This is a genomic window from Methanoregula sp. (assembly GCF_049686655.1).
Lineage (GTDB): Archaea > Halobacteriota > Methanomicrobia > Methanomicrobiales > Methanospirillaceae > Methanoregula.
In genome coordinates, this window is sequence record NZ_JBAVIG010000079.1 from 78,367 (window position 1) to 102,539 (window position 24,173).

General features: G+C 52.8%; 26 protein-coding genes and 4 tRNA genes. 16 read left to right on the forward strand and 14 right to left on the reverse strand.

Annotated features, from left to right (window positions below):
- Window positions 1–71: 71 nt before the first annotated feature.
- Window positions 72–659, forward strand: a complete 588-nt coding sequence (locus WBL42_RS11990) for a recombinase family protein (RefSeq protein WP_424721521.1) — start codon at window positions 72–74, stop codon at window positions 657–659.
- 178 nt (window positions 660–837) lie between these two features.
- Here the strand turns inward: WBL42_RS11990 and WBL42_RS11995 are convergent, their stop codons facing one another.
- The 3 genes from WBL42_RS11995 to WBL42_RS12005 all read right to left on the reverse strand — a co-directional run bounded on the left by WBL42_RS11995 (window position 838) and on the right by WBL42_RS12005 (window position 2,808).
- Complete coding sequence (locus tag WBL42_RS11995) at window positions 838–1,077, reverse strand: hypothetical protein (protein ID WP_424721522.1); 240 nt, start codon at window positions 1,075–1,077, stop codon at window positions 838–840.
- A gap of 76 nt (window positions 1,078–1,153) precedes the next feature.
- The gene (locus tag WBL42_RS12000) at window positions 1,154–2,554 is read right to left on the reverse strand and encodes a restriction endonuclease (RefSeq protein WP_424721523.1); all 1,401 of its coding nucleotides are present in this window, start codon (window positions 2,552–2,554) and stop codon (window positions 1,154–1,156) included.
- Window positions 2,555–2,723: 169 nt separating this feature from the next.
- Window positions 2,724–2,808: transfer RNA gene (locus WBL42_RS12005), tRNA-Leu, on the reverse strand.
- Window positions 2,809–3,254: 446 nt separating this feature from the next.
- On the opposite strand from WBL42_RS12005, the gene WBL42_RS12010 reads away from it, so the two are divergent.
- On the forward strand, window positions 3,255–4,619 hold the full coding sequence (locus tag WBL42_RS12010; protein WP_424721524.1) for a hypothetical protein: 1,365 nt from the start codon (window positions 3,255–3,257) through the stop codon (window positions 4,617–4,619).
- Window positions 4,620–4,837: 218 nt separating this feature from the next.
- Here WBL42_RS12010 and WBL42_RS12015 read toward each other — a convergent pair.
- A tRNA-His gene (locus WBL42_RS12015) sits at window positions 4,838–4,910 on the reverse strand.
- A gap of 253 nt (window positions 4,911–5,163) precedes the next feature.
- On the opposite strand from WBL42_RS12015, the gene infB reads away from it, so the two are divergent.
- Both infB and WBL42_RS12025 read left to right on the forward strand, forming a co-directional pair.
- Window positions 5,164–6,942: a translation initiation factor IF-2 gene (gene infB, locus WBL42_RS12020; protein ID WP_424721525.1), complete on the forward strand. Its 1,779-nt coding sequence runs from the start codon at window positions 5,164–5,166 to the stop codon at window positions 6,940–6,942.
- A gap of 163 nt (window positions 6,943–7,105) precedes the next feature.
- Window positions 7,106–7,543 carry a 30S ribosomal protein S6e gene (locus WBL42_RS12025; protein ID WP_424721526.1) on the forward strand — a complete coding sequence of 146 codons (438 nt, stop codon included), beginning with the start codon at window positions 7,106–7,108 and terminating at the stop codon, window positions 7,541–7,543.
- A gap of 63 nt (window positions 7,544–7,606) precedes the next feature.
- Here the strand turns inward: WBL42_RS12025 and WBL42_RS12030 are convergent, their stop codons facing one another.
- From WBL42_RS12030 to hypB, 5 genes are all read right to left on the reverse strand, one after another.
- The gene (locus WBL42_RS12030) at window positions 7,607–8,131 is read right to left on the reverse strand and encodes a hypothetical protein (protein ID WP_424721527.1); all 525 of its coding nucleotides are present in this window, start codon (window positions 8,129–8,131) and stop codon (window positions 7,607–7,609) included.
- Window positions 8,132–8,239: 108 nt separating this feature from the next.
- Window positions 8,240–8,701 (reverse strand): DUF2240 family protein, encoded by a 462-nt coding sequence (locus WBL42_RS12035; RefSeq protein ID WP_424721528.1) that lies wholly within the window; start codon window positions 8,699–8,701, stop codon window positions 8,240–8,242.
- Window positions 8,698–9,120 (reverse strand): hypothetical protein, encoded by a 423-nt coding sequence (locus tag WBL42_RS12040; RefSeq protein WP_424721529.1) that lies wholly within the window; start codon window positions 9,118–9,120, stop codon window positions 8,698–8,700. The genes WBL42_RS12035 and WBL42_RS12040 overlap by 4 nt, the downstream gene beginning before the upstream one ends.
- Window positions 9,121–9,232: 112 nt before the next feature.
- The gene (locus tag WBL42_RS12045; RefSeq protein ID WP_424721530.1) at window positions 9,233–9,610 is read right to left on the reverse strand and encodes a 30S ribosomal protein S8e; all 378 of its coding nucleotides are present in this window, start codon (window positions 9,608–9,610) and stop codon (window positions 9,233–9,235) included.
- 134 nt (window positions 9,611–9,744) lie between these two features.
- Entirely contained in the window at window positions 9,745–10,392 is a 648-nt protein-coding gene (hypB, locus tag WBL42_RS12050; RefSeq protein ID WP_424721531.1) for a hydrogenase nickel incorporation protein HypB, read from the reverse strand.
- A 54-nt stretch (window positions 10,393–10,446) separates the two neighbouring features.
- On the opposite strand from hypB, the gene WBL42_RS12055 reads away from it, so the two are divergent.
- The 9 genes from WBL42_RS12055 to WBL42_RS12095 all read left to right on the forward strand — a co-directional run bounded on the left by WBL42_RS12055 (window position 10,447) and on the right by WBL42_RS12095 (window position 15,746).
- Window positions 10,447–10,722, forward strand: a complete 276-nt coding sequence (locus tag WBL42_RS12055) for a signal recognition particle subunit SRP19/SEC65 family protein (protein WP_424721532.1) — start codon at window positions 10,447–10,449, stop codon at window positions 10,720–10,722.
- Window positions 10,719–11,372 carry a histidinol phosphate phosphatase domain-containing protein gene (locus tag WBL42_RS12060; protein ID WP_424721533.1) on the forward strand — a complete coding sequence of 218 codons (654 nt, stop codon included), beginning with the start codon at window positions 10,719–10,721 and terminating at the stop codon, window positions 11,370–11,372. Before WBL42_RS12055 ends, WBL42_RS12060 begins: the two co-directional genes overlap by 4 nt.
- A gap of 99 nt (window positions 11,373–11,471) precedes the next feature.
- Window positions 11,472–11,696 carry an H/ACA ribonucleoprotein complex subunit GAR1 gene (locus WBL42_RS12065; RefSeq protein ID WP_424721534.1) on the forward strand — a complete coding sequence of 75 codons (225 nt, stop codon included), beginning with the start codon at window positions 11,472–11,474 and terminating at the stop codon, window positions 11,694–11,696.
- A 72-nt stretch (window positions 11,697–11,768) separates the two neighbouring features.
- Window positions 11,769–12,773: a transcription initiation factor IIB gene (locus WBL42_RS12070; protein WP_424028707.1), complete on the forward strand. Its 1,005-nt coding sequence runs from the start codon at window positions 11,769–11,771 to the stop codon at window positions 12,771–12,773.
- Window positions 12,774–12,853: 80 nt separating this feature from the next.
- A tRNA-Ala gene (locus tag WBL42_RS12075) sits at window positions 12,854–12,925 on the forward strand.
- A 211-nt stretch (window positions 12,926–13,136) separates the two neighbouring features.
- Window positions 13,137–13,208 (forward strand) — tRNA-Ala (locus WBL42_RS12080).
- 245 nt (window positions 13,209–13,453) lie between these two features.
- The gene (locus WBL42_RS12085) at window positions 13,454–14,590 is read left to right on the forward strand and encodes a RyR domain-containing protein (protein ID WP_424721535.1); all 1,137 of its coding nucleotides are present in this window, start codon (window positions 13,454–13,456) and stop codon (window positions 14,588–14,590) included.
- Between the two features lie 62 nt (window positions 14,591–14,652).
- Window positions 14,653–15,294, forward strand: a complete 642-nt coding sequence (locus WBL42_RS12090; RefSeq protein WP_424721536.1) for a TIR domain-containing protein — start codon at window positions 14,653–14,655, stop codon at window positions 15,292–15,294.
- Between the two features lie 29 nt (window positions 15,295–15,323).
- Complete coding sequence (locus tag WBL42_RS12095) at window positions 15,324–15,746, forward strand: hypothetical protein (RefSeq protein WP_424721537.1); 423 nt, start codon at window positions 15,324–15,326, stop codon at window positions 15,744–15,746.
- A gap of 24 nt (window positions 15,747–15,770) precedes the next feature.
- Here WBL42_RS12095 and WBL42_RS12100 read toward each other — a convergent pair whose 3' ends face one another.
- The 4 genes from WBL42_RS12100 to WBL42_RS12115 all read right to left on the reverse strand — a co-directional run bounded on the left by WBL42_RS12100 (window position 15,771) and on the right by WBL42_RS12115 (window position 19,945).
- A complete protein-coding gene (locus tag WBL42_RS12100) occupies window positions 15,771–16,217 on the reverse strand; it encodes a hypothetical protein (RefSeq protein WP_424721538.1) in 447 nt (148 codons plus the stop codon).
- Window positions 16,218–16,285: 68 nt separating this feature from the next.
- Complete coding sequence (gene thiL, locus WBL42_RS12105; RefSeq protein WP_424721539.1) at window positions 16,286–17,149, reverse strand: thiamine-phosphate kinase; 864 nt, start codon at window positions 17,147–17,149, stop codon at window positions 16,286–16,288.
- Window positions 17,142–19,106 (reverse strand): DUF460 domain-containing protein, encoded by a 1,965-nt coding sequence (locus WBL42_RS12110; RefSeq protein ID WP_424721540.1) that lies wholly within the window; start codon window positions 19,104–19,106, stop codon window positions 17,142–17,144. The genes thiL and WBL42_RS12110 overlap by 8 nt, the downstream gene beginning before the upstream one ends.
- Complete coding sequence (locus WBL42_RS12115) at window positions 19,091–19,945, reverse strand: RIO1 family regulatory kinase/ATPase (RefSeq protein ID WP_424721541.1); 855 nt, start codon at window positions 19,943–19,945, stop codon at window positions 19,091–19,093. Before WBL42_RS12115 ends, WBL42_RS12110 begins: the two co-directional genes overlap by 16 nt.
- Before the next feature lie 118 nt (window positions 19,946–20,063).
- Here WBL42_RS12115 and WBL42_RS12120 point away from each other — a divergent pair, with 118 nt between their 5' ends.
- Genes WBL42_RS12120 through WBL42_RS12130 form a run of 3 tightly spaced genes read left to right on the forward strand, consistent with a single transcriptional unit; the run spans window position 20,064 to window position 23,206 of the window.
- Window positions 20,064–20,744 carry a hypothetical protein gene (locus tag WBL42_RS12120; protein ID WP_424721542.1) on the forward strand — a complete coding sequence of 227 codons (681 nt, stop codon included), beginning with the start codon at window positions 20,064–20,066 and terminating at the stop codon, window positions 20,742–20,744.
- The gene (locus tag WBL42_RS12125) at window positions 20,741–22,453 is read left to right on the forward strand and encodes a potassium channel family protein (RefSeq protein ID WP_424721543.1); all 1,713 of its coding nucleotides are present in this window, start codon (window positions 20,741–20,743) and stop codon (window positions 22,451–22,453) included. Before WBL42_RS12120 ends, WBL42_RS12125 begins: the two co-directional genes overlap by 4 nt.
- Window positions 22,454–22,465: 12 nt before the next feature.
- Window positions 22,466–23,206, forward strand: coding sequence for an NAD+ synthase (locus WBL42_RS12130; protein WP_424721544.1), 741 nt, complete (start codon window positions 22,466–22,468; stop codon window positions 23,204–23,206).
- A gap of 23 nt (window positions 23,207–23,229) precedes the next feature.
- Here WBL42_RS12130 and WBL42_RS12135 read toward each other — a convergent pair whose 3' ends face one another.
- On the reverse strand, window positions 23,230–23,937 hold the full coding sequence (locus WBL42_RS12135; RefSeq protein WP_424721549.1) for a glucose-6-phosphate isomerase family protein: 708 nt from the start codon (window positions 23,935–23,937) through the stop codon (window positions 23,230–23,232).
- Window positions 23,938–24,173 lie beyond the last annotated feature (236 nt).

Sequence of the window (24,173 nt, forward strand, 5' to 3'; positions counted from 1 at the left end):
TCTCCAATGGAAACAAACCATAAACGAACGTTTAAGGTGAGTTTATATACTTTACACACTAAAGGGTACTTATGGTGTATTACGTTGGATATGCCCGGGTCTCAACCGGCGATCAACACACAGATAACCAGTGTGTAGAACTCCTGAAGCATGTGGATAAAGAGCGGATCTATGTTGATACGATCAGCGGCAAGACCGAAGCCCGGAGCCGTCCAGGATACTCAAAATTATACCAGTACGTCAAGAGCAACCCGGGCACCGTCAGCCGATTATACGTCTATGAAATTTCCCGTATTGGCCGGACATATGCAGATAGCATCCGGTCAATATTAGACCTTGAGGATCTGGGAATTGAAGTATTCAGTCTCTCCCCGGCGGAAGCGTTCCTGAACTCCTGCACCGATAAGGGCATGCGCCGGATTATGCTCACCTTCATGATCACGATGGCAGAACGGGAGCGGGATCTATTAAGCGAGAGGACAAAGCAGGGACTCGTAGCAGCAAAGGCCCGGGGGGTTCATGTCGGGCGTCCGTTTAGGGATATCGATATGGAAGAAGTCAACGCCAAGCGTGAGCAGGGCATGACCGTGGCAGAGATCGCGGAAGAGCTCGGCGTCCATGTAAACACCCTCTCACGCAGAATACAAAAGGGACCGTGACCCGGCCCCCTCGCGTACCTGCCTTCACACCATTATACCGAAAAGAAGCCCAATAACGCCCATATGAGGCAGCAAGTATCAATCGGGGCGCGTATTCTCGTTTCACAACCGCTGTTTTGAAAAGATATATCGCCAGGGGTGCCAGATAAAAATCTTAAAAAATTGGATTTTTTGGGGGTCAACCGCCGGTAGTGTTCCGGACCGCCCCGGAGATCCCAGCCGTTCCCGTGCTGATATTCGATTGCAGTTGCTGGTATTCTCTGGCAGTGTCGTTCGTGACATTGGGGTTTGTGGCGGATTCGTAAGCACCTAGAGCTACACACCCAATAAGGAGTATCAGGAGCACCACTGCGACCAGCACCACCAAGGCCGAGACTCCAATGCCGACCAAGCCAAGATATTCAACGAGCGACCGCATAATCGCTTCTTCACCTCTGACCCGATAAGAGTATTGGGGAATTTATTGATTAGCCGGATTAGCCGGCTTATAGTGTTTAGACGCGAAAAATGGGATTTTCATCAAGCATGCTGGATAGGATCGACCTATCCCACAAAACGACATTATTTGATCGAGCCAATTCTCGTGCACTCTGAGTAAATCCGCTGCTAGAGATAACCATAGCTCTTTGTGCATCATAATGTTTGATTGCAGCAACTGCCTCTTGAATACCAGAGTTGTCGACATTTTTTGCCCAATTTTTTGCTTGAACTACGGTTTTTACGCTAAATTTCTCAACAATCAGATCAGCCCCTTGATCATTGGAAAGAGGCGTATGGATTACATGGTAACCCATTTTTTGAAATAACTCATTTAATACGTGTTCAAAATCATAGCCATTAATTCTATCAATGTCATTTATGGTAATCCGGTTTCCGGATGCTTGATCGTAGGTCAAACTATTTTCAAATCTTTCAAGTTCAACATCTTTCTTAATTCTAATAAGATCAGAAGCCAAATTTCCTTGATAATTGAAGTTGTCCTTCAATATTTTGATGAGGTAGTTGATGAGCTGATCTTTTTGTTCGTTTTGGCTGAGTTTTCCAAAGGCTTCGATATAGTTTTTGATACATCCGTCTGATGATGTCGGGTTGTTATAAAGAACACACGTTTTAACGTATTGCAATTCATCCTTTTGTTTTATTGATGAAATAATTGACATTAGTTCAAAATTTGTTAAGCGAATTCCTTTTTTAGCCAATAACGTATTCAAATTTGAGAAATTTTGACCTCGCGTATCAAAATTCGGATATCGTTCAATAAAGTTTCGTATTAATTGAATATTTCCAGATGATTCCAACTCAGAGAGAGAGTTATCAATCTCTATCTTTAGTTTTTCAAAATCATTGATGCCAGTTTTAGGATTTTCATTCAGAGGATTCAATTTTTTAAGATCTTTGTCTTCAGTATTGCAGGTCCTTAATTTCGGATCTCCTGTTACATATGCAACACTTGCTTTGTATGCACTGTCCATTTTTACACTGATAATTATGAAATACAATCCCGAAATAATTGTTAAAATCCCTGCTACTCCAATCAGTCCTTTTATCCAACAAATTCTAATATCAATACTATTCGGAGTCTCTCTCCCATTTTTTAGCAAGAGTAAATCTAAAATAAAATTCGCAGGGAAAATTATGACAAAATACAGAGCGAACGGATTCAGATAATTTGCGCTTGAAATATCGAGGTAGGATTCGATGAACGCAATACAAAATATAAAACAAAGAAGTAGATCTGAATATATTACGAGAGCAAAAAGGGTTGAATATCTAAACGATCGATCGGATGTTTTTAATTCAGAAACAGGTGGAAGCAATTGTGTCCCGCATTTTTTGCAGAACAGAGATTTATCCTCATTTGCTGAAGCACCACATTTCGGGCACACTTTAGACATTGATTCTCACGCAATGAAACTTGTTTTTTCAATATTAGAGATTATCGAATTAATATAGGCTTAAAACACCCACCATGCGTTTCTGTTGGCAGATAGCCGGTCTGATCGGTGGAAAGTATGCAGCACATGAAAAGAAGTCCGTTTTTGAGGGTGATAGAAAACAGAAAAATGCGAAGGATGGGATTCGAACCCAAGAACTCCTGCGAGATCAGGCCCTGAACCTGACGCCGTTGACCTGGCTTGGCTACCTTCGCCCATCACTTATTCACGATATCTCGCCACAACCACGTCGTAGGCCCTGAACCTATAGTTGTTAATGGAGAGGACGCGAAAGAACCAACTATGAAACTGTGAACAAAATGGTGAGAATTCATTCTGAAATTCCGAATGAAAATCCGGTACAATTAAATAATATAAAAAATACATCACTTCCTGTCCCAAGTAAGTACCTGATGCCAACGATCAAATGCCAGGAGAACTAACATATTAAGACCGGAATCTCATAATTTCCAGATTGTACAATCGGGACATTGTGATCATGAGAGGGTGTAGTGTAAATGGTGGTCGAGCCTAAGTTGTATGAAATCAGGAATGTATTCTCAAAACCCATCAGTCCTGAAATTATCAAAGACGCAGAAAAACTCCATAAACGGATCAGTACCTTAAGGGAAGAGGATCTGTTCAAACCATTTACGATATAATGCCTAAAACCCCCCAAAATCCATCCCTTGTTTTTTCTTTTGATCCTGCTGTAAAGATATTTGGTGATTCCGCAGTTAGCGATTATCTGCTCAAATATCTCAAGGCAATAAAAGTAAAAACTTGTGTGTTCGAAGATGGATATGTCGATAAGGATTTTTTAATCGACTATGCAAAATTTTATGCCAGATCATTCGAACCTATTAGTAAAGTTACAAAAAGATACCATTTTTTTGCCTTCTCATTCAATGAGGCAGAATTCAAAGACGCCCTAAAAAATAATGATACCCGGTTTTTTAATAAATTAGAGAAGAAATACAAAGGTTTCATCGTTGTTAAACCTATAAAAGATAAGTATGGACATTTTTTAATCGGAAGGACGGTACTCGATGTCTACCCTCACAAGGACCAGGGTGAGTTTAGAGAGTACCTAACGGAAAAATATAATGTTTCTCTCTATGGCATCCATTTAACAATCAGATCTTTGCCATTCCAAGTTCAAGATACCGCAGTGGGGGCATGTGCAACTATAGCATGTTGGATCTCACTCTTCCCATTGGTCTCCCTTTTCGGTGTCCCGATGCTATCACCGATTGAAGTCACAGAAAAGTCTGTATCATTTCCAGCAGACTGCCGCAATTTCCCTTCAGAGGGGTTGTCATTATACCAGATGAAAAATTATTTCAATTCAATTGGTCTTGAAACAGAGTTTATCAAACCTGAAGAGTTTAAAAATTACGAGAAATATAACGAAAATGACGATATCATTTCTGATGTTGTAAAATCGTATAAAAAACTGGGTCTGCCAGTAATTGCAGGATTGGAGTTGAAGGATCATGATGCTGATCCTGAATATCATGCGGTAGTAATCAGTGGATATCGACATAGAAATGGTGATGTACAAGAACTCTATGTTCATGATGATAATATCGGACCTTATAGTGTAGTTACACCGATAGAAAATGGAAAATTCTACTCTTGGAACAATGAATGGCTGGCTTCTGGTTATTCAGAAGTCAATGTGACTAGACTACTAATTCCGATCTATCCAAAAATACGATTGAGTTTTGGTCGAATGTATGAGATTTTCCTTGAGAAATTCAAGCGACCATTAGAGATCCAAATTCAAAGTAAAAACATGAATGAGAATTCAAGGGCAGAACTCTTCCTTACTGATATCCGAAATTATAAAAAATTTTTACTCACCCAGAATTTTGATAAAAAAATGGAATTATTGTGCAAACCAATGCCCCGTTTCCTCTGGGTCGTGAGAATACAATGCGAAGAAACCCCACACTATGATTTCGTTTATGATGGCACAGCTGTATATCCGAAGCTGATTTGTGATCCGGTTTTTGAACACTAATTATAGAAGCTCTAATAAACGATCAGCAGGGGTAAACCTCACTATGCGTTTCTGTTGGCGGTTCTCCGATCTGATTTAACCTATGCAGCACATGAAAAGAACCCGAGTTTAGAATCCTCAGGCAAAACAGGATCATTTTTTTCTTTGTTAAAGACCATTAAAAGAATAAGCCCAATTTAAGTCTAAAAGTGGAATTAGACTTTAACTAACGGTAATTAGGCCAGGGCCGAGATTCGAACCCGGGTCGGAGGATCCACAATCCTCTAGGATGACCAACTACCCCACCCTGGCAAATGTCCCTTTTACATTTGCACCAGATTCATTTTAATCTATCCGTTTAATGCCTTCACACGGAACCCCGGGACGGGTGTGACCAGCGTCCTGCATCCGCAGGGATGCGATTATTAATAGGCTTGTGCGTCCATTACATATCAGGTGGCTCTGGTCCCTCTCTCCTGAAGACACATGACCCGTCTGCGGCACAGCAGCAGGAGCAGGGATTTTTACCAAGGGACCGGAGTGTCAGCAATAAAGAGGGAGAATTATGGCGGAGAATCCTAAGATAAGGACGCCCATTGTCTGCGTCATGGGGCATGTGGATCACGGTAAGACATCGCTCCTTGATCGTATCAGGGGATCGTCTGTCGTGAGTTCCGAGGTGGGGGCGATCACCCAGCATATCGGCGCCACGATCGTCCCCATAGATGCAATCCGTGCAATGAGCGGATCGATGGAGAAGCTTGCAATTAATATCCCCGGACTCCTGTTCATCGATACACCAGGGCACCATGCATTCACAACCCTCCGGGCCCGCGGCGGTGCACTCGCAGACATGGCGATCCTGGTCGTAGATATCAACCAGGGGTTCCAGCCCCAGACGATCGAGGCACTGCAGATCCTCCGGAACTGCAGGACGCCATTTGTCATCGCCGCGACCAAGATCGACCGTATCCACGGGTGGAGGGTGAACGAGAACGAGTCGTTCCTCTCTTCGTTCGCCAAGCAGAACGAGCGGGTCCAGGGAACCGTGGAGAACAAGACCTACGAGATTGTCGGCAAGCTGGCGGAACTCGAGTTCTCAGCAGACCGGTTCGACCGGGTGGCGGATTTCCAGCGTAACCTCGCCATAGTCCCGGTCAGTGCCCATACCGGGGAGGGCATATCCGATCTGCTGATGGTCATGATCGGGCTTGCACAGCGGTACATGAGCGATGCCCTGAAACTCGTTGTCGAAGGTGCAGGTGCCGGGACGGTGCTCGAGGTCAAGGAGGAACGCGGCCTCGGGACGACCCTCGATGTGATCCTGTACGACGGGACCCTCTCTATCGGCGATGAGATCGCGGTCGCAACGCAGGGGGATGTCATTGTGACGAAAGTGCGATCCCTCCTGAAACCCCGGCCCATGAAAGAGATCCTGGTTGAGGAACGGTTCGAGCGGGTGAAATCCGTTGCAGCGGCGGCTGGGATCAAGGTCACGGCGCCGAACCTCGAGGGTGTGATCGCGGGATCGCCGTTCTTCGTGATCCGAGGTAACCGCGACGAGGTAGAGGCCCGGATCAAAAAAGAGATGACCGAGATCCATGTGAATCTGGCCGAAGAGGGGATCGTGATCAAGGCGGATACGATCGGGGCGCTCGAAGCGCTCTGCAAGGAACTCGAAGGCAAGGAGATCGGCGTCATGCGGGCAGAAGTCGGGTCGGTCAGCCGCCTCGACCTGATCGAGACCGAGACCATCAAGAACCCGATGTACCGGGTTCTTCTCTCGTTCAACACCCCCGTCCTTCCCGATGCAGCGGAGATGATCAAGGACCCCTCCTACACGCAGGTCAAGGTTTTCGACGGAAGGGTGATCTACCAGCTGATCGACCAGTATGTTGAATGGCGGGACGAACAGAAACGTCTGCAGGAAAAACAGCGTTTCGAGCACGTGGTCATGCCGGCGAAAATCCGGCTCCTCCCGGACTGTGTCTTCCGCCAGAGCAACCCGGCGGTCGTTGGCGTGCGCGTGCTGGGCGGGAAACTACGCAGTGGCGTTGACCTGATCAAGCTTGATGGCAAGAAGGTCGGGCACCTCAAGACCATGCAGCTCCGGCAGGAATCAATCCGCGAGGCGGATGCAGGTCTCGAAGTGGCGATCTCGATCGAGGGAGCTACTGTCGGCAGGCAGGTAAGCGTTGGGGATGACCTTTTTGTGGACATTCCCGAGCGCCATGTCAAGGTGCTGGAGAAAGAGATGATCAAAACCCTGAACCCGGGGACGCAGGAAGTACTCGGCGAATACACCGCCATGCGACGGAAAGGCGATCCCTTCTGGGGCAAATAACCGGGTTGCGTTTCCCTCTTCTAAAGGTGACACGAGGGTTTAATAGCGTACCGGTATAATAGCATGGGTACTTCTCATGTGTAGGCGATCTGCCGGCAGCCGGAGACGTGAAAAGGAACCTGGACCGTCCGGGTTCCTTGGATAACAATACGGAGAGACAATCATGGTTGAGTTTAAAGTCGTAGTATCAGACCCAAAGACCGGTCGTGCCTACAATGTCGACGCCAGTGGCGGCGCAGCAGGTGCGATCGTTGGCAAACGTATCGGTGATGAACTGGAAGCAGGCTCCCTCGGGCTTGCAGGGTACAGGATCCTGATTACCGGTGCTTCTGACCGGACCGGGATCACCGCAAAGAAGGGGATCCCGGGCGCAGGACGCAAGAAGCTCCTCCTCGCCGGCGGTATCGGGTTCCACCCGACAATGGACGGCGAGCGCCGGAGAAAGACGATCCGTGCAAGCGAGATCACCCAGGACTTCGTGCAGATCAATGCACGTGTCACCACATATGGCGAAAAACCGCTTGATGAGCTCTTCCCCAAGGTTGAGGGCGAGAAGAAGGCAGAGAAATCCGCACCCAAGGCACGGGTCGGCAAGAAATAACTATACCTTTTTTCGTTTCCTTTATGCCGCGCCTATCGGGCAAAAAATGATGAATAAAAAAATTCAGGGCGTATAATCGATATTAACGATGCCATATGCCGAGCTGTTGCTTGCGAATTTGACGGCCTTGCCATCCTTCCAGATCTGGACGGTCAGGTCATGCGTGGTGGAGCTGTCCTGTTTCTGGAAGTTTGCCGAGAACGTGCCGTTCATGTTCCCGATCGGGTACACCTTGTCACCGGAATCCTTCGCAGTGCTCATATTCCCGATCGTTCCATACTGCCCGGCAAAACTACCGAGATAATTTACCTCTACGTTTACTCCTGTTGCCGAAATAGGTACCGGTGTAGTTTCTATGACCGTGATGGAGGATATGCCGGTATTTTTCAGAAGCGTTGTCTGCGGTGCAACTGTACCCGTTCCCGGGGTGGAGGACCCGGATGAGGATCCGGGGGAAGCAGCCGGAGTGGAGGAACCTCCGCCACCTAAAAAGAATATCGCTGCGATGGCCAGAACGGCAATGACACCAATGACCGCAGCAATGGGAAGCCACGGCTGGTCCAAAGAAGTATTTTTCCTGTGTCTCATGTCAGTTCTCCAGAATATCTGTTGAAAGATAGTGAATAATTGGACGAAATACTTTGTGTATTGATCTGATTCATTTCCCTGCGGAAATGCGGGGGAATATGAAAAAACCTATCCTTTTCGCAGGGACTGCTTCAGGGACCCGATCATATCCTCACACGGGACACCGTATTTTTTCGCGAGCAGGACAAGCGCTGCCGGCGGGAGAAGATTCCCGTCGAATCCTTCCTTTATGATCCGGTTCATCTCGGCTACAACTTCCGTCTCATCCATGTTCCGGGTCTTTGCAATGCGGCCTATAAGTTCCTGGGAGGGATCGTTACGCTCAAAGATCGCAGACGTGGGCTTGAACCCGATCGGGAGGGTCACTTCACCGAGATCAAACCTGGGTGAGAAAACGCCGTTCTCCTGGCTGATCAGGCCGTCTTCCTCTGCCCGGCGCAGGAGCTGGTTTGCCTGCTCGGTGCTCATCCATTTGCGGTCGAGGGCATAGTAATAGACGAGCTCGTTCTTGCGCATCCCGGATTTCCGGGTATGCTTGAAGGGTGCAGCGATCGTTGTCCGGATCGTCACTTTGGTGCACCCAGGAGGATATTTTTCATATCCAGTGCATCCAGACCTTCTCCGCGGCCTTCTTTTGCAATGTCAATATCAGTCCGCGATCCCTGGTCACTCAGCCGGAGATAAAAAATATCATTGGCAATCGGGACCTTGCCACCCCCGCGCAGGGCGAGAGCCAGTACAGACACCCGCAGGTCAACGGCTTCCGTGATGACACCGGGGCGCAGGAGATCGGAAGTGATCTCGCCGAAGGTCGCCCGGTCAACCGCGATCTCCACCTGGGTCTTGACCTTGACCAGTTCCTTGCCGGTGGTCTTGGTCGATTCCTCGTTATGTAATCCCGCAATATATTTCAGGGTCTCGTTGAACGGCATGCCCATCGCAAACGAGAGATCCACCCGCTGGGGGAAACGATAATAGATCCTTCGCATGGTAGAAGATTGAGAGTCCAAAAGAAAAAAGATTGCTCACGTACCGCACAGGAAAAGCCTGCACGATGCATACCTGAAATAAAAAGCGGGGGGGGTTGTTTTGCCCTATTGATTATTCGAGTAACAGTGCGTTGATGATGCCGTCCTGGCCGGGGCGGCTCATGATCCGGGCGCGGCCGATCTCGGTCTTGATGATGGCACCCTTGGTGAGAAGGTTCCGCCGGACATAGTTCGGGTTTGCACCGTTCTCTTCGACCTTTTCGATCTTCACCTTCTTTGTCTCACCGTTCTTGGCATTGGTCACGTTGGCGAAGGCGGCACGCAGTGCACGCACCTTGTCATTCCCTCCATACGTGCGGATGATCCTTCTCCGGTCCTCACCGATATGGGTGTCTGCCGGTGCAAGTCCGATCTCCGCTCTCCTCTTCATCTGTGCCGGGCGGCGCCTGCCACCGGTTACCTTTCGTACTGATTCTCCCTGCCACTGCATGGTATCACTCTCAAATTAGGTCTCCGGGAATCCTGCCCGAAGATGGTGCTCTATATATTCCTTTCAGAATTATTTATAGTACCTCTTTGGTTTCCCTTGAGGGAATCCGATCCTGCCGGGTTTCACGTGGCTGTTTATGCGAGTATGGTATTAAGGAGGGCAGCGACACCATCACCGGTCTTGAGGTTGGTCCGGAAGACCGGCATTCCCGGATTGTAGCGGCGGATATCCGACTCCATCCGGTCCAGGTTTGCGCCAACAAGAGGTGCAAGATCCACTTTGTTGATCACACCGATCGTGCAGTCACGGAACATCATCGGGTGCTTGTTCACCACATCGTCGCCTTCTGTTGAACTCACGACAACAATCCGCTTCTCCGCCCCCAGTCGGAAATCTGTGGGGCAGACCATATTGCCAACGTTCTCGATGAAAAGAATATCAATCGCATCGAGAGGGAGGTGGTCGATCGCGTGCTCGACAAGGTGAGCGTCGAGATGGCATTCCTTACCGGTATTCGCATTGAATGCAGGGACGCCCAGGGCCACGATCCGCTTGAAGTCATCATCACCGTATACATCGCCGGCGATGGCGCCAGCTTTGAGTCCTTTCTTTTCGAGCAGCGGGACAAGGCGCTCGATCAGGGCAGTCTTGCCCGATCCGATTGCACCGAGCAGATCGAACGCCCGGACACCGTGGGCCTTTAGACGTTTTGCATTGTTGTCGGCGAGAGTGTTGTTGGCGTCATAGACATCCTTCTCCAGCCTGACGTCGATGTGATGCATGATAGAAGGTGGGAGCGTACAGTGTTTATACCTTGACCCACAAACAATCCGGCAATGGCAGCTGGTGAGTGCATACTTTATCCATGTTATTTCAATGCCCATTACACACGTGAGGAGGGCAGGCGGGTCCCGCGCAGTCTTGGCGTAAAGGGCCCGGTGGTGACGGATATAGAACGTGCACTCAGAAAATCCGGCATACCGTGCCGTGTAGAGGAGCACCACCACCCGTCCCATTGGACCCGGCACGAGGGGCGCGTCATTGCGGAATGGACCGATAAGAAGGGGGCGCTGATCCGCAAGGTAGCCCAGAAACTGGAGGTGCGGAAATGAGCGGCCTGTACGACCTGCACACGCATACGATCCTTTCCGATGGCGAGATGCTCCCCATTGAACTTATCCGGAGGATGGCAGTTACCGGGTATACAACTGTTGCGATCACTGATCATGTCGATACATCCAACACGGAATCGGTGCTTTCGACCCTGGCCCTTGTGCGGGAATCCGCAGGTCTGTTCGGAGTACGGTTGCTCTGCGGCGTCGAGATTACCCACGTGCCACCTGCCCAGATAGCCGCACTCGCAAAGAAGGCAAAAGCCGCAGGGGCCGACATCGTGGTGGTCCATGGTGAAACACCGGTTGAGCCAGTGGCACCCGGTACCAATCATGCGGCCTGTACATGCCGGGATGTCAGTGTGCTCGCCCATCCAGGCATGATAACGAAGGAGGAAGCACATGCGGCGGCTTCAAATGGCATAGCGTTGGAGCTTACTTCGCGCGGGGGGCACAACCGGACGAACGGTCACGTAGCGAGGATTGCCCGCCAAGCCGGGTGCCAGCTCGTAGTGGATTCGGATGCCCACGCACCCCACGACATTCTGGACGAGCGCGCGAAAAATATCGTTGCGAGAGGGGCCGGATTGAGCGAAGCAGAGTGCCGGCAGGCACTATCTTTAAATATCGACCAATTCTTCGGTTTCTGAAATTTCTATTTATACTTTCACGCAACATTTAAATAGAGTCCTGTCGCACATATATAGATTACCGAAATATTTCAGCACGATTGTATCCATGAGGTTGTTGTGAAAGTTGTTGGACGGGCGATGAGCACCATTGGCGACCGGATGCTCATTATACACTGTGACGCCGCCCAACTCCCCCCACTCTACAGCGAGGTAACCGACAGGAAGATGCAACCCGTCGGCAAGATCCTTGATCTCTTCGGGAACATCAAGGCCCCCTATGCAGCAGTCCTCTGCAAAGGGAAATGCACTGTCCAGCCCAATGAAAAACTCTTCACAAAGTAATGATCTCCCCACGGATACGCCGGTTCCATGCAACAAAGATCAGAGATTAACGTAATCATCAGGTGAATGTGGATGCAGGAAATTGAAAAGTTAAAAACCCTCCAGACTGAGCGGGAAGCGCTCAAATCGCGCACTAAACAGAAAGAAACGGAGAAAAAAGCAGAGAATCACACCGAGACCGTCTGTCCGGAGTGTGGCAGCCGCCAGCTCGTCCACGATTACGAGCGGGCAGAACTGGTCTGCCAGAGTTGCGGGCTTGTCATCGATGACGATTTCATCGACCGTGGTCCCGAATGGCGTGCGTTCGACCACGACCAGCGGATGAAGAGATCACGTGTCGGTGCCCCGATGACCTTTACGATCCACGACAAGGGTCTCTCCACCATGATCGACTGGCGCAACCGGGACTCGTACGGCAGGGCGATCTCCTCCAAGAACCGGGCCCAGCTCTACCGTCTCCGCAAATGGCAGCGCCGGATCCGTGTCAGCAACGCAACCGAGCGGAACCTTGCATTCGCACTCTCCGAACTGGACCGGATGGCCTCCGCACTGGGCCTGCCGCGGAACGTCCGTGAGACTGCCGCAGTCGTGTACCGTGATGCAGTCGACAAGAACCTGATCCGAGGACGAAGTATCGAAGGCGTAGCAGCAGCAGCCCTGTATGCAGCCTGCCGGCAGTGCAGCGTGCCCCGTACACTCGATGAGATTGCAGAAGTGTCCCGTGTCTCGAGGAAAGAGATCGGCAGGACCTACCGGTTCATCTCCCGTGAGCTGGGCTTGAAACTCCTCCCGACCTCACCAATCGACTACGTACCCCGGTTCTGTTCCGGTCTTACTCTCAAGGGCGAGGTTCAGAGCCGTGCCGTAGAGATCCTCCGGCAGGCCGGCGAGCGCGAACTAACGAGCGGCAGGGGCCCAACCGGTGTCGCGGCGGCCGCGATCTATATCTCCTCCATCCTTGGCGGGGAACGCCGGACCCAGCGCGAAGTGGCGGAAGTTGCAGGTGTGACCGAAGTCACTATCCGGAACCGGTACAAGGAACTGGCAGAGAAACTGGATATCGAGATCATTCTCTGATCCCCATTTTTATGCCAATCCCGCGGGGAAACCAACAACTATATTCCTGCGGATCGAAACCTATACACCACACCAGCAGCGGGCTCGTAGATCAGGGGTAGATCGCTACGTTCGCAACGTAGAGGCCGCGGGTTCAAATCCCGCCGGGTCCATGCGCTTTTCTCACGTTCATCCACTTATATTACGAGAGTTAACAATTCCTTCCTGACAGGTACAGCCGATCCAAATCGCTGGTTCCATAATATTCCCTCTTCACGCGCAGGCGGGGGTCCCACTATAATGGGACAGTGCTATCGGCATATCGATCAGTAACAACTATAAGGAATTGGCTGAAAAATAGTATGCCGCAAGCATATGCACTGCGGGCTCGTAGATCAGGGGTAGATCGTCACGTTTGCAACGTGAAGGCCACGGGTTCAAATCCCGTCGAGTCCATTCTTGTTTTCCTAGGTTTTTCTAAGGCCGGAAGATCTTACCGGGTTCGAAGGGCAGAACCCTCGCGTTGGGATGAGTTTGTAATCTCGTTGTATCCATTCTTGTTTTCGCTTACTTTTCCTAAGACTGTCTCTCCAGGTTCGTAGGGTGGAACCCGGATGTTACAGGGAACAGATACTATTAGATAATTACTGCCGGATAGTATTCATTAGGAAGGTACTTGGGAAAACCTGACAGGAGACCGAATGGGTGAGACTGATGGTAAAACGGAAACTCTCACAGACACCCTGGAGGGGGTATCCGAATGGGTAATCTTTCTGGGACCTGACGGAATCGTAGAATGGTCAAACCGTGCATTCAATGAATTCATGGGTGCGCGGGAATCCGGCGATACACCCGGGGACATCCGGATGCTGTTTCCTGCAGATGCGAACGAGATGATGGAGGTCATCCGTGATGTGATGGAATCCGGTGAACTCCGTTCCGGCATTATTCGATCGGTTAAGGGAATGTCCGGGGAGAGAAAAATGATCAGATTCACGGCCCTCCCCCGCAGGGATAAAGACCGGGGCATTTCGGGCATTTTTTTAAGCGGCCTGGATATCACCGACACGATCGAAATGGAACAATTAAAAAAGTACGCCTATACCCAGATCGAGAAAAACATCGAACAGTTTGCCGTCCTTGGGGACCACCTGCGTAACCCGCTCACCGCGATCATCGGCCTGTGCGAACTGCTGGACGACAGGACAACGGCTGCCAAGATCCAGGCCCGGGCAATGGAGATCGATGCCCTGATCACCCGGATCGACCAGGGATGGATTGATTCGGAAAAAGTTCGGAATATCATCAAAAAATATTACGATATCGGTGCGGCCGGCACCCACGAGCTGGTGGCACGGGCAATTCACGATGAATACATAGTACAGCAAAAAAAAGCCGGTGCAACCCCGGAATCGAATCCTTCGATGCGTTCCTGGGATGAACTGCCTCACCGGATAAAGGATTCAAATCTCCGGCAGGTCGAGGATATCTGGAAGATTCTCCACAAGATCGACTGCACGATCGGATTGTCCGTCAGCGGCAGGGAGCCGCTTTTTACATTTACTGAAAGTGAGGTTGAATTCCTTGCGGAGAAGGAACACGAGCGGTGGGTGGAAGAACGGGTGCGAAAAGGATGGGCTTATGGAAAGGACCGCGATGACCAGCAGAAAATCCATGGCTGCATTGTCCCGTGGGAACAACTCTCGGAAACACAGCGGCAGAAGGATCAGAATGCCGTCAGGGCCCTGCCGGCAATACTTGCAAAGGTATACCTGAAAATTATCCGTCTGGATGAGAGCAACAATAATAATCTCACAACCCACAATAAAAATCGATAACGGGAGCAGGAAATTCACACGATCCTGATCGGTCTATGCCTGATGAGTCGATTCGGAAAAACTTGAGTCACCATGATGTTTTCATCAGCTATGCCAAGGAGGACAAACCCATCGCAGACGCCGTCTGTGCCAAACTCGAATCCCGGAATATCCGGTGCTGGATAGCCCCTCGTGATATCCCACCCGGAAAAAATTTTCCCGAAGCGATCATCGAAGGTATTGAAGACGGAAAAGTGGTTGTGCTCATCTTTTCCTCATCTGCAAACAAATCCCCCCACGTTACCAGAGAACTGACGAATGCCGTGAATAAGGGCCGGATTATCATCCCGTTCCGGATTGAGGATGTGCTCCCCTCCAAATCGATGGAATACTTGATAAGCGTCCCCCACTGGCTCGACGCAGTCTCCCCGCCCCTGGAGAGACACATTGACCGGTTGGTTGGAATTGTTGAAGGCATTATAAACACGGAACAGAAATCTGCCGGCAGGGACGCGGGATCGGTCGCGGAGAGTCCGCAGATCGCAGGATACCCCGCACCGGTTTCTCCGGTCCAGTCATCACCTGCCCCGGCCTCCGGATCTGGAACGATTCTTCCGGAACCCGGGCCGGACTATCCACCGGAACCGGGACATATCCCCCCATGGCATTTCCTGTACGACATAAAAAAGCACTTGCCGTTACAGGAATCGTCATCGCAGCAGTAATTCTCTTTTTTATTGGAATGCAGGGAGGAATGTTTAACCTCGGAAAGTGGCCACTCGTACCGGGTTCGATCAATACCACCCCTTCACCCTCCATAGATTACCGGAGCTCGGATGCCGCAGTGAATACCGTTGTGCTCACAACAGAACCAACCCAGACACTGGCCAAAGATACGGAACTCTATGTGGATGCCAGTAAGGATGACAGCAATGCCATGGTAACGATCCAGTTCAACGGAGGACCGGGAACAGGCCTCGTGGAGGACAACCAGGTGACCCTCACACGGTCTGACGGGACAGTCGCTGAAGGTAAACTCAATTTCAACCAGCGGTTGTCTGAAGTACAGCTGCAGGGTACACGCGGCACCGACCGGATTCAGGTGGTAATCACCCTCTATTCAGGGGAATCAAAAACAATTGTCGATAAGCTGCTGCCATATCGGACTTATCACTAAAAAAGCCGCTTCCGGGTGGAGAAACTAATCAATCCAGTCGAGCAGCTGGTGAGACTTCTCCTGCTCCTCGTGTTTGCTGATCTTCTGTTTCACTTTTTTGACTGCTTCCGTTGCAGGTGAGGGAGCCCGTTCGAACTGCCCGTAATCAATATAATCCCGGGTGATCCAGTCATCGCCGGTCGACCGGGATTCCTCAGCAGGTGCCGGGGCTGAAATCGGTACGGAGGAAGACACCTGCGGTGGATCCTGCTGGAGAATGTCCTGCATCCGGGGAGGGGATGAGACCGGGGTGGGTACAGGCAGCAGGGGAACTGTTTCCAGGGACGGGGGCGCCTGCGGGATCATCCGTGGGGCTGCCTGAGGTTCACCTGACCGGAAGATGAGGAAGTCAACAAAGTCCTCCACTTCTTTCCTCTGTTCAGGGGCCAGTCTGTCCAGTTTGCTCTCGAGTGATTCCATTGCTGATGCCATTATACAGTAAATACAGTATCTCGTTTCAATGATATTTCAAGGCCACGGCGTTGGGCTGGGATGGGTGTCTATTCCCACCGGTGCTGGTACCCCCGCTTTTCCAGGGGCCTGCCGTCAACGGTGACCGCTGGTTCTGCCACCACCGTACCGATTACCGTGGATGGGACGCCCTCGACCGGGAACTTCCCGCGATCAATCATATAGATCAACTCATAGTCCCCTCCCCCGTACAGGGCAAGCTCCAAAGCATGCCCGGGTGGGATCCCGACCGGGAGAGGGAGTTTTTGGGAGTCGAGCGCAAAACCGTACCCGTTCACGCTCATCAGATCGTAGAGCGAAAGGGCAATACCATCACTATCGTCCATCATCGCATTCACTCCAGCCCGCCCAAGCATCTGGCCTTCCCGCACCCGGGGCTGCGGCTCGAAGAGGGCCTTCTCGAACTGGAGATAACCGTCGAGCCATGCCTGCGCCTGCCCCGGTGTCCCGGTAATGCAGACGAGATCCCCAGGCCTGGCGCCGGTCCTCCGGACGAGATGATCCTTGTCCACCAACCCGAGACCGGTTGTCACAACGGTCAGCTCGTTGTGCCGGTCGATGTCACCCCCGATGATCGAGGCGCCGAACTGCATACAGCAGTCCTTTGCACCCTGCATCACGCCTTCCAGGCACTTCCAGTCATCGAGCCCAACGGCGATGAGCAGGTATTTCGGGGCCGCCCCCATGCTCGCGATATCAGAGAGCGTGACGGCAGCGCTCATCCATCCTGCCTGCCAGTCGGTCATGCCGGGGACAAAATCCGTTGTGCGGTGGAGCATGTCGGTCGTTATAACCATCTCCAGGTCACCACAGGGAACAACCGCGCAATCATCCGCGCAGTTATCTTTTCCTACAATCCTCATCACGATCTGCAAGAGCTCGCGATCATCCACCTTTCCGCACCTCCTTACCGCGTTCGCTCTTGTACTCCTTGAAGATGTGCTCGATCATCTCGGTCTTTTTCTCCCGCTCGACCTTCACCTGCTGGTCATTCCAGCGGGCAAGGGCGGCATCAAGGATCACTTTCCCGCAGAGCCCCTGCCGGTTTCGCACCTGAACTCCGGTCTCCCTGCCTGACAGGAGAGGGAGACCGGCCTCATGGAACGAGGGCAGCAGCTGGGGATCGCCTCCCTGGAATACGTCGTCTCCCACAATCACTGCAGTGATCCGGCGGTCCGCAAGCTCCTTGATTACGCTCCTGCCCCACCCGTCCGTCCGGTTTACCCATATGACGTCCGCCTCACCAATTCCTACATCCTCGGCAAGCTTTCTGATCCCCTCTTTTGTCAGGCTCTCCATCACCTTCACCGGTACCACGTCACCCTCCACTGAGAGCTCCGCGAATTTCTTTATCCGGGCAAGGCGTTTTGCTAGGTTCCGGTTGTGCCTCTCTTCCTTGTGGAGATGCTTTTTCAGGCTCTGGATCACAACATCCTTCTTTACCACCTCCGCATCCCTTGCCAGTTCAGCATCCCGCGAGGTATGGACCTTCCGGAGCCGGGCGGAGAGCCGGTGGATCTCGTAGTCCTTCCCCTTGATCTCTTCCTGGAGTTCGGCAACATAGCTGCGCAGGCGCTTCACCATCCCCTCCAGCACCCTCACCCGTTCATCGTGTTTAGCATCCACTGCCACCGGGGGAACCGGAATTGTCGGAACAGGTGCCGGCATACGCATATCGCCAATCACCTGGTCAAGAGACTGCCCGCGGATCACCCGGGCCCGCACTTCATCGAGATCGTGCCCTGGTGGGATCCGTTTCATCAGGTTCTGGAACTTGTGCCGGTACTGGCGGTATGCATCAAGTGCAGCAGAGAGGGCATCCCGCTCGTGGTCGTTTGCATAGGGGAACGGGACGGTGAGTTCCACCTTTGTTTCCACACTCGTGTCCTGGTTAGGGGTATAAGCGATCGCCGAGAAGGCCCGGCGGATCTTCTCTACGGTGTACGGCATCTCTTCGACGTCGGAAGCGATGATAAGGGGTTTGCCCACCTTGCAGAGGGCCTCGATCACATCCGAGTTGGTCATTTGGCGGGAGCTTTGCAGGTGGAGAAGGTTCCCGTCGAGATCGAGCGCCGCGAACGCGGTAGTCGTTCCAGGGTCGATGCCGACGATCAGGTACCGCGGTTTCCCGGCGAGCGGGCGGAACCGGATCCGCTCCAGCCGCTTGCCGCTGATCCGGACCTGGACATCCGCGCCGCGATAGGTAGAGACCGGCACCTGGTCCCGGGTGGCAAAGACCCGGAAGGCGACCCGGCTGCACCCGCCAAATGCCCGTGTCTCCTTTTTCTCGTACCGGAGCCCTGCAGCCACGAGCTCCTGCTCGATTTCCCGGCCTTTGAGCTGCACCGCCCCGTGCATTTTCCGCACGTACCGGTTCTGGCTCCAGCCACCCTTCCCGGGCGACCGGTGGCGGCTGACTACGACCTCGCTCTCGTTCTCGAATGCGATTACCTCCGCTCCGGCGCCGAGGGAGGCGACCTGGGCCGTCGTCCGTGCCTCAGCAAAGGGGTCGAACCGGTTGAAACTGATATTGAACCTGGCTGCGACCTTCCCGAGTGTCTCCTTGCGTTCTCCGCCGGTCACCTGGACGAGCCGTGTCTGCGGAGGAAGGCCCTGTAAGAAGAAGAAGAGCTCGCGCTGGTCCGCGGCGATCTCCTGGAGGCTGTCAACCGCGAGGATGTCCGGCTGTTCCTCCGTGAGCATGCGGAAGAGCCGGAATAATGAGACCTCCGATTCGCTCTCGATTCGGGAGCCCTCCATGCGGACGAGGGCATACATCGGCCGCCGGGACCGGGACCGGACAGATCCTTTGATGATATCGATGCCAAAGACCTTCAGCCGGTCACGCATCGTACCGCGTCCTCACGGTCGGGGTTCATCTGGTACTTCCTCCGGAAGAAGGCGAGGATGTTGTCGAGATCCCGCTCCAGGATAGTCGTGGCGTTCGGGTGCGTGGTCTCTATCCACTGGGGCCAGTCGATGAGGACGCACTTCCCGTCCTCGACAAGGATGTTATACTCCGAGAGGTCGGAGTGGATGACTCCGGCCTGCCAGGCAGTCCGGACGTTCATGAGGATCTCTTCGAGCACGTCTTCCGGGGACTCGAGCCGGCAGCGGTTGAGGATCCCGCCGTTGATCAGGGACATGACCACGGTGTGCCGGTTCTGTGCGATCGGCAGAGGTACGCTGACTTTGGGGTGCAGGATCCTTAGCGCTTCGTATTCCCGCTCCGCTGACCTCCGCGAGGCCACCAACCAGGGGCAATGCCCGTCATCCATGTACTCGCGGTTCACCCGGGCCGAGGAAAAGGATCGCCCCCCCACCCGGTGGAACTTGATCGCTACCGGCCCGAGCCCGAGGGCCTCGTATACGACCGATTCCTTGCCCTCCCCGATCATAGTCCCCAGCGCCGAGATCGTTCCTTTATGAGTGAGAGTGGCAAGGGCGAGGGTATCATACCCCCCGAAGACAAGGGCATAGCCATCGTAGGGGACCGGGTTGAACCTCACCATGCCCCAGGCAATCAGCCGCGACAGGCGGTAATTGACCTCAGACTCCGAGAGCTTTGTCGCGGTGATGAGCTGTTCGAGCGGGACCCACGCGTAGCGCTTCATACCGCGTTCGAGTGCGAGCAGGATCACCTTCTCGTACTTGTTCAGGCTGCGGATATGCTCTGCCGCGACGGACATAATCGTTAGAGTGGTTATGTGGCAGACTATAAAATCGCATCTTCCGTGCCACACCACTCCTGGCCTGCCAGCACAACCTTAAACATCTTTTATCGTCCAGATTAGCTTTGATCAGGCGATGCAGTGCGACAGGTGCAGGAGCGACCCGGTTATATTCCAGCCCTATTCCGGGCGGGATCTCTGCCGGGACCATTTTATTGCCGATTTCGAGGCAAGGGCAAAACGGGTGATCCGGCAGCACCAGTGGATGCGGCCGGGCGATCACATCGCAATTCCCATCTCCGGTGACCGGCCTTGCAGCGCCCTCCTCTTCTTCCTGCAGGAACTGGGTGGCAGGCGCCGGGATGTGCGGATCTCTGCCATACCCGGGAACCGGGAGACGGTTGGGGGGCCGGAGGCTTCCCCGTATGAAGAGGCAGCCGAAAATATCGGCGCCACCCGCCTGGCTTTGCCAACCAGCCTTGATGAGATCGCAATTTCTGTGCTCAGCGGGATCCTCCGGGGATTGCCCGGACCTGCCCCGATTCCCGAAGAACAGCACCGGGTCATGGACAGGACGATACCCTGCATATTCCCGTTTTCCCGGATACCGGCAGAAGAGATTGTACTCTACGCACAGCTGCAGGGTGTGGGCAGCGATAATTCCCGTCATGGAGATCTTCGCGGGATGTTCCATTACGAAGTGAAAACTTTCCTGGACGAGTACAGCTCGCGACACCCGGCCACGAAATACGCGGTTGCCGGTCTTGGTCACCAGCTGGCCAGGTGCAGCCTGCATATCGATGAGGATATATCATGACGCCAAAACGGGGGCATACCTGGCGGGCGATCCGCAACTCGCCGGGGATCCAGATATCGCTCTACTTCCTGGCATTTGCCCTGCTCATCGGCCTCTACACGTACATCTTCCACGCATTCTACCCCGTTCTTGAGAACAACACAATATCCTGGTCCCATGCCCTGCTATTCGTAGTGGAATCAATGACTACGGTAGGATATACTGATCTTCCTCCATTCGTCAACAATCTGACGATATTTCTTGCGATCCAGATCATGATATCGGGAGTTATCATGATTTTCATCGTGGTCCCGCTCCTGCTGGCCCCCTTCCTCACCACGCTGCTGGCCCCCACGCCACCAAAAACGACCTCGCACGTCCTCTCCAACCACACCGTGGTATTCGGGTACGACGAACTCACCCGCTCCGTCATTGAAAGCCTGACCATCGCCGATCACGATATCGTGATTGTCGAGGAGAACAAGGCAACCGCACTCGAGATCGCCACCAGTTACCGGCGGAGGGCATACGTGATCTGGGGCGAGTATACCGATCCCGGCACGTGGCAGGCAGCGCATATCACCTCAGCCGCGTTTGTTGTCATCAGCAAGGAGGAACGGCTGACCGCCAATATCATCCTCGGTATACGCAAAATGGCGAGGGGAAAGATCATATCGGTCATCGACAAGATCTCCTTTGAGCGGTACCTGAGGTACGCCGGGGCCGATTACGTGCTCTCGCCCAAGGACTCCACGGGAAGGATCCTCGCCCGCCACGCAGTCCTCAATCCGGCCGGAGATACCATACAGGAAATCCCGGGGCTTGACCGGATCACGATCAACATCAATCATACGCCGGATAATGGTATCCGCCTGATCAACATCCCGGTAATTGCGGGCTGCAGCGCCCAGGGGAAGAACCTGCGGGAACTCCGGCTCTTCGACACGTACGGTATCATCGTCCTCTTCCTCTGGAAAGAGGGGACTTTTTTAGCCCAGCCCGGCGATGACGTGATCGTGGACGATACCACTTCCCTCTTTCTCTTCGGCAGGGCCGAAGCGATCGTCCGGGCGATCACTACGGAGTTCTGTGCTGGTGGCCTGAAAGATACCCGGGCTGTGATCGCAGGGTATGGCGATGTCGGCAAGGCCGCGTACCAGGAGCTCCTGCAGGCCGGTGCCACCGCCACGGTGATCGATTCCGGTCCCTACGACCTGCAGGATCAGGTAGTGGGAAATGCCGAGGACGAACAGGTGCTCAAGGAAAGCCGGATTGAGAGCGCACAGCACTGCATCGTGGCCTTGAATGACGATGACGTGAACATCTTCACCACCCTTATGGCACGGAACATCAACCCGAACATACGGATCCTTGCCCGGGCGAATAAACCGGCATCCGTGGACAAACTCTACCGTGCAGGTGCGGACTATGTGGCCCTCCTTCCCATGATCGGCGGCCAGATCATCGGGAGGATCATCCTTGCTGACACGGTAACTATCCTCCTCGATCTGCCCAACGGCGACATCGTTGTCATGAAGCAGGTGAAACGGAACGATGCAAGGACGGTCGGATGGCTCATGCGAAAGGTGCCGGGGATCCGAATCATTGGCATTGAGAGCGTGAGCCGGACCATTGTTGCACCATTGAAGGAAGAGGTACTCCAGCAGGATGATTCCATCATCGTGGTAGGGAATACCGAACAGTTAAAAAGGTTTATCCGTCTACTTTAACCGGATACAACCATGGCAGAGGATATCGGGTGCAGCATGGGCCGGGTCGAACAGATGATCCGGTACGCTTACTGGAACACAGGATGCAAAGGAATCGTTGTCGGCCTGAGCGGCGGTGTTGATTCGGCGGTTGCAGCCGCTTTCTGCTGCCGGGCTGTCGGTTCCGAGAAGGTACTCGGCCTCTCCCTGCCGTCTTCGGTCAGTCATCCTGCTGACATAAAGGATGCAGCGGACCTGAGCAGAAAACTCGGGATTGCTCACGAGGTCGTGAACATCGACCCGATGCTCTCCGGGTTTACGTCAATACCGGGATTCGTGGAAACTCCCTATCTCCTTGGTAACCTCATGGCCCGGATCCGAATGACCGCCCTCTATTATTATGCAAACCGGGACAACCGGATCGTCTGCGGTACATCGAACCGGAGCGAGTTCATGCTAGGGTACTGTACCAAGTACGGCGACAATGCAGCCGATCTCCAGCCGATCGTCCATTTATACAAGACCGAAGTGTACATCGTGGCTAAGGAACTCGGCATCCCTGACCCGATCATGACAAAGGCACCTTCTGCGGGCTTGTGGGCCGGGCAGAGCGACGAAGGGGAGCTTGGCCTCTCCTATGCCGAGATCGACGCCTCCTTAAAAACACTTGATGCGCATGCATGGAAAGCTGACACCCCCACGGAAGAAAAGATCCTTGCCCTGGTGAAAAAGAACCTGCACAAGCGGGCGCCTGTCCCAAGTCTCCTGCCCTGATATTATCCCACTCTTATCTCGTTTTAGTTTTTCAGAAGTACAGAAAAGACAGCCAGATATTTTTCCGGGTAGTTTAAGAAGGCGAGTGCGTCCGCGTCCCCGATGAGGTTGTAGAGCGGGCCTTTAGCGATCCGGTGATCACCGTTCCCGGATTTCGGCCGGAGTGTCCGGACCGGGGGCAGGGCAGGGTACCTGGGGTTCTTCCGGAGTTCCTCAGAGATGTACTCATAGTATGCCGCACCGTGCCGGGACTCGTACTCGCCGTACTCACTCTCGAATGCAGTTGAGACGAGATTGGCCATTACAAGAGTTTTATCCGGAGACGGGTTGATGGAGATATGGCCGTATCCCGGGGGGATTATCACCACGTCCCCGGCTTTTGCCGGGATCATCACTACATCCGTGAGGTCTTTTGACTGGAGAATATAATGTGCCTCACCTTCAAGCACCTCGTAAATCTCCGGGTACCCGACCCCGGCCTTGTTCTCCGGGTGGTAATGCCCTTTTGTTTTCACCCATTCCCCGCAGAGATCCCGGGACGGGATAACGGTGAGATCATAGCGCAGGTGATGGACATGGAGCCAGCGCCAGTCCGCGTCGGATTTTGCAAGGTCACGGTACATAAAATAGAGCGGATCCCCACACGTACACGAAGGGTCGGCAAGGACAGGGCGCATCTCTTCCATTGTCCTGACAGCAGGGGGAGGAAGCTCCCCGTCCCATCCAAGCATCACTTCTTCTTTCTTATTACAAGTAAGTATATTTTTGTCTCCCTCACCTGTGTGTAACTGCGTCCTGAACGCCGGAAATTTTGGAACACAAATCAGCTCCATATTTTCGTATCAATATTATGAATAAACAGCAGGGTTTTTTCAAATCGGTAAGATCAGATTCCGAAGTATTGACAGGATGTGTTCGCACAACCCTGACAATACCAACAATCACGGTGCTCAAAGGCTGGACTGAT

What these genes read in the sequence shown, in the direction of transcription:
- WBL42_RS11990 (WP_424721521.1), top strand. Translation starts at nt 72, where the DNA reads ATGGTGTATTACGTTGGATATGCCCGGGTCTCAACCGGCGATCAACAC.
- WBL42_RS11995 (WP_424721522.1), bottom strand. Translation starts at nt 1,077, where the DNA reads ATGCGGTCGCTCGTTGAATATCTTGGCTTGGTCGGCATTGGAGTCTCG.
- WBL42_RS12000 (WP_424721523.1), bottom strand. Translation starts at nt 2,554, where the DNA reads ATGTCTAAAGTGTGCCCGAAATGTGGTGCTTCAGCAAATGAGGATAAA.
- WBL42_RS12010 (WP_424721524.1), top strand. Translation starts at nt 3,255, where the DNA reads ATGCCTAAAACCCCCCAAAATCCATCCCTTGTTTTTTCTTTTGATCCT.
- infB (WP_424721525.1), top strand. Translation starts at nt 5,164, where the DNA reads ATGGCGGAGAATCCTAAGATAAGGACGCCCATTGTCTGCGTCATGGGG.
- WBL42_RS12025 (WP_424721526.1), top strand. Translation starts at nt 7,106, where the DNA reads ATGGTTGAGTTTAAAGTCGTAGTATCAGACCCAAAGACCGGTCGTGCC.
- WBL42_RS12030 (WP_424721527.1), bottom strand. Translation starts at nt 8,131, where the DNA reads ATGAGACACAGGAAAAATACTTCTTTGGACCAGCCGTGGCTTCCCATT.
- WBL42_RS12040 (WP_424721529.1), bottom strand. Translation starts at nt 9,120, where the DNA reads ATGCGAAGGATCTATTATCGTTTCCCCCAGCGGGTGGATCTCTCGTTT.
- WBL42_RS12045 (WP_424721530.1), bottom strand. Translation starts at nt 9,610, where the DNA reads ATGCAGTGGCAGGGAGAATCAGTACGAAAGGTAACCGGTGGCAGGCGC.
- hypB (WP_424721531.1), bottom strand. Translation starts at nt 10,392, where the DNA reads ATGCATCACATCGACGTCAGGCTGGAGAAGGATGTCTATGACGCCAAC.
- WBL42_RS12055 (WP_424721532.1), top strand. Translation starts at nt 10,447, where the DNA reads ATGGCAGCTGGTGAGTGCATACTTTATCCATGTTATTTCAATGCCCAT.
- WBL42_RS12060 (WP_424721533.1), top strand. Translation starts at nt 10,719, where the DNA reads ATGAGCGGCCTGTACGACCTGCACACGCATACGATCCTTTCCGATGGC.
- WBL42_RS12070 (WP_424028707.1), top strand. Translation starts at nt 11,769, where the DNA reads ATGCAGGAAATTGAAAAGTTAAAAACCCTCCAGACTGAGCGGGAAGCG.
- WBL42_RS12085 (WP_424721535.1), top strand. Translation starts at nt 13,454, where the DNA reads ATGGGTGAGACTGATGGTAAAACGGAAACTCTCACAGACACCCTGGAG.
- WBL42_RS12095 (WP_424721537.1), top strand. Translation starts at nt 15,324, where the DNA reads ATGTTTAACCTCGGAAAGTGGCCACTCGTACCGGGTTCGATCAATACC.
- WBL42_RS12100 (WP_424721538.1), bottom strand. Translation starts at nt 16,217, where the DNA reads ATGGCATCAGCAATGGAATCACTCGAGAGCAAACTGGACAGACTGGCC.
- WBL42_RS12110 (WP_424721540.1), bottom strand. Translation starts at nt 19,106, where the DNA reads ATGCGTGACCGGCTGAAGGTCTTTGGCATCGATATCATCAAAGGATCT.
- WBL42_RS12115 (WP_424721541.1), bottom strand. Translation starts at nt 19,945, where the DNA reads ATGTCCGTCGCGGCAGAGCATATCCGCAGCCTGAACAAGTACGAGAAG.
- WBL42_RS12120 (WP_424721542.1), top strand. Translation starts at nt 20,064, where the DNA reads ATGCAGTGCGACAGGTGCAGGAGCGACCCGGTTATATTCCAGCCCTAT.
- WBL42_RS12125 (WP_424721543.1), top strand. Translation starts at nt 20,741, where the DNA reads ATGACGCCAAAACGGGGGCATACCTGGCGGGCGATCCGCAACTCGCCG.
- WBL42_RS12130 (WP_424721544.1), top strand. Translation starts at nt 22,466, where the DNA reads ATGGCAGAGGATATCGGGTGCAGCATGGGCCGGGTCGAACAGATGATC.
- WBL42_RS12135 (WP_424721549.1), bottom strand. Translation starts at nt 23,937, where the DNA reads ATGCTTGGATGGGACGGGGAGCTTCCTCCCCCTGCTGTCAGGACAATG.